We start from the raw sequence: 2,647 nt of genomic DNA, 5'->3' as shown, positions 1-2,647 counted from the left end.
GCCGGCATCGCGCTGGTGTCCATCGACGAGGCACGGCGCGCATCGCGCAGCTTCGCCACGCTCGACGACCTCGTGGTCGACGCGCAATTCCAGGGCACCGGCCTCGGCACGCAGATGTTCGACTGGCTCTGCGCCGACCTGCGGCAGCGCGGCATCGCGCGGCTGTTTCTCGAAAGCGGCATCGGCAACGAAGACGCGCACCGTTTCTTCAAGGCGCGCGGCTGCACGCCCGTGTCCGTCACGATGCTGAAGGAACTCGACGGGCAGGAGGGCTGAGCCATGGCACACATGACAGACACCGCAAAGAAATGGCTCACGCTGGCGATCGTCTCGACGGCGCTGCTGCTCATCGTGGTCGACATGACCGTGCTCTACACGGCGCTGCCCACGCTCACGCACGACCTGGCCGCATCGGCCTCGGGCAAGCTGTGGATCATCAACGCCTACACCGTCGTCGTCTCCGGCCTGCTGCTGGGCATGGGCGCGCTGGGCGACCGCGTGGGCTACCGGCGCATGTTCATCGCGGGCCTGTCGGTGTTCGGCGTGGCCTCGCTGTGCGCGGCCTATGCGCCGAGCGCCGGCGCGCTCATCGCGGCGCGCGCCCTGCTGGGCGTGGGCGCCTCGATGATGATGCCGGCCACGCTGGCCATCATCCGCCTGACCTTCCCCGACGAGCGCGAGCGCGCCGTGGCCATCGGCGTGTGGGCCTCGGTGGCCTCCGGCGGTGCCGCGCTCGGGCCGGTGATCGGCGGCGTGCTGCTCGAATACTTCTGGTGGGGATCGGTCTTCCTGATCAACGTGCCGGTGGTCGTGCTCGCGCTGGCGGCGGGCCTGTGGCTGCTGCCGCGCCAGCGCCCGGCCGGCAGCGACCGGCCGTGGGACTTCATCGGCTCGGTGCAGGTGCTGGCCGCGCTGGTGTGCCTGGTGCTGACCATCAAGGAGTTCGCCAAGTACGCACCGTCGCTCACCACGGCAGCCATCACCGGCACGCTCGCCGCGCTGGCCATGTTCGTCTTCGTGCGGCGCCAGCGGCGCAGCGCGTCGCCGCTGATCGACTTCAGCCTGTTCCGCAATCCGTACTTTTCGGGCGGCGTCATCGCGGCCATCGTGGCGTCGGTGTCGCTGATCGGTGTCGAGCTGGTCTTCAGCCAGCGGCTGCAACTGGTGGCCAGCCTGACGCCGCTGCAAGCCGGCCTGGCCATGCTGCCGCTGCCACTGGCCGCCTTCGTGGCGGGGCCCTTCGCGGGGCTGCTGCTGGCGCGCGTGGGCACGCGCCCGGTCATCCTGATCGGGCTGCTCACCACGGCGCTGGCGCTGTGCGCGCTGGCCCTGTCCGCCGACGCGCAGGGCCTGCACAGGCTGGGCGTGCTGCTGCTGCTCGGCCTGGGCGCGGGCATCACCATCACCGCGGCTTCCAACGCGGTGATGAACAACGCGCCGGCGGAGCGCGCGGGCATGGCGGCGTCGATCGAAGAGGTGTCGTACGAACTGGGCGGCGTGCTGGGCGTGTCGCTGCTGGGCAGCGTGCTCTCGTCGATCTACACGGCGTCGTTCGCCGTGCCGGCGGGGCTGGCGGTTCCGGCCTCTGCCAGCGACGGCATCGACGCCGCGCTGCTGGCCGCCGAAAAGCTGCCGCCGCAGGTGGCCTCGCAGCTCGTCGCGCTCGCGCACGGCGCGTTCGACCAGGCTTTCGTCGGGGTGATGGTGGTGGCCGTGCTGATCGTGGTGGCCGCCGCAGGCTCGGTCGCCGCGCTGGGGTGGCTGGCGAAGAACAACAAGCCGCGGCAGAGGCAGGCGCAACCATCGCAGGCAGCCGGAACGCGCACGCGCCCCGATTGCCCATAGCTGGCAACGACCGACCCGTCAGGTGGTAGTGGTGGTGGTGCTCAAGCGGTCGCGGCTTCGTCGATGAGCGCCGCCACCTCGACCGACTTCGACGCCAGCGAGGCATGGCTGGCCGCGAGCGTGATGACTTTCTTCGCCCCGAGCCGGGCGGCCATGCGCTCCTGGTTGGCCGGCGCGATCATGCGGTCGTCGCTGGATATCTGATACCACGACGGCTTCTTCTTCCACGCCGGCGCGGTGATGGCATCGCCGAAGGTGCTGGCCAGCGGAGCCTTCTGGGTGACGCCCATGACGCGGCCCTCTTCGGCGCCGAGGTCCTGGCAGAAGCTCTCGTGGAATTTCTCGGGCGCGACCCAGAGGTAGCCGTCGCTGTCGGGCGCAAGACTGGCGGCAGCCACTGGCGGATGCGCCTGGGTGATGCCACCGGGGCTTTCGCCTGCATCGGGCGCAAAGGCGGCGATGTAGACGAGCCCGGTGACGTTGGGCATGTCGCCGGCCTGTGTGATGACGGCGCCGCCATAGGAATGGCCGACGAGCAGCACGGGGCCCTGTTGTTGCGCGACCATCTTGCGCAGGCGTTCGGCATCGTCGGCTAGCGAGGTCAGTGGCAGTTCGACTGCACGAATGGATGTGTAGCCTTTGCGCAAGAGTTCGGCGATGACTTTGTTCCAGTGGGCGGCGCCGCCCCAGAAACCATGGACCAGAACTACTGTCGGTTTGTTGCTCATGATTCGACCTTCCTTGGGTGGGTTGAGAGTCTGTCGGCTGTCTGCGTTCGGGATGCGGGTGCGGGGTCATTCTT

At 69.2% G+C, this 2,647-nt stretch carries 3 protein-coding genes; 2 read left to right on the top strand and 1 reads right to left on the bottom strand.

The window, feature by feature from the left end:
- Together DBV14_RS29430 and DBV14_RS29425 are read left to right on the top strand one after the other, a co-directional pair.
- On the top strand, positions 1–276 hold a 276-nt coding region (locus DBV14_RS29430), incomplete at its 5' end, for an N-acetyltransferase (RefSeq protein WP_148092457.1).
- Between the two features lie 3 nt (positions 277–279).
- The gene (locus tag DBV14_RS29425) at positions 280–1,845 is read left to right on the top strand and encodes an MFS transporter (RefSeq protein ID WP_124464851.1); all 1,566 of its coding nucleotides are present in this window, start codon (positions 280–282) and stop codon (positions 1,843–1,845) included.
- A 41-nt stretch (positions 1,846–1,886) separates the two neighbouring features.
- Here the strand turns inward: DBV14_RS29425 and DBV14_RS29420 are convergent, their stop codons facing one another.
- Positions 1,887–2,573: an alpha/beta hydrolase gene (locus DBV14_RS29420; protein ID WP_124464849.1), complete on the bottom strand. Its 687-nt coding sequence runs from the start codon at positions 2,571–2,573 to the stop codon at positions 1,887–1,889.
- Between the last annotated feature and the right edge of the window lie 74 nt (positions 2,574–2,647).

It is taken from the genome of Variovorax sp. KBW07 (assembly GCF_003852515.1).
In the GTDB taxonomy this organism is placed as follows: domain Bacteria; phylum Pseudomonadota; class Gammaproteobacteria; order Burkholderiales; family Burkholderiaceae_C; genus Variovorax.
Note: the sequence above shows the minus strand (reverse complement) of the source record. Positions and strands in the feature narration are given on the sequence as shown.

Coding starts and splice junctions, on each gene's coding strand:
- DBV14_RS29420 (WP_124464849.1), bottom strand. CDS start 2,573: ATGAGCAACAAACCGACAGTAGTTCTGGTCCATGGTTTCTGGGGCGGC.
- DBV14_RS29425 (WP_124464851.1), top strand. CDS start 280: ATGGCACACATGACAGACACCGCAAAGAAATGGCTCACGCTGGCGATC.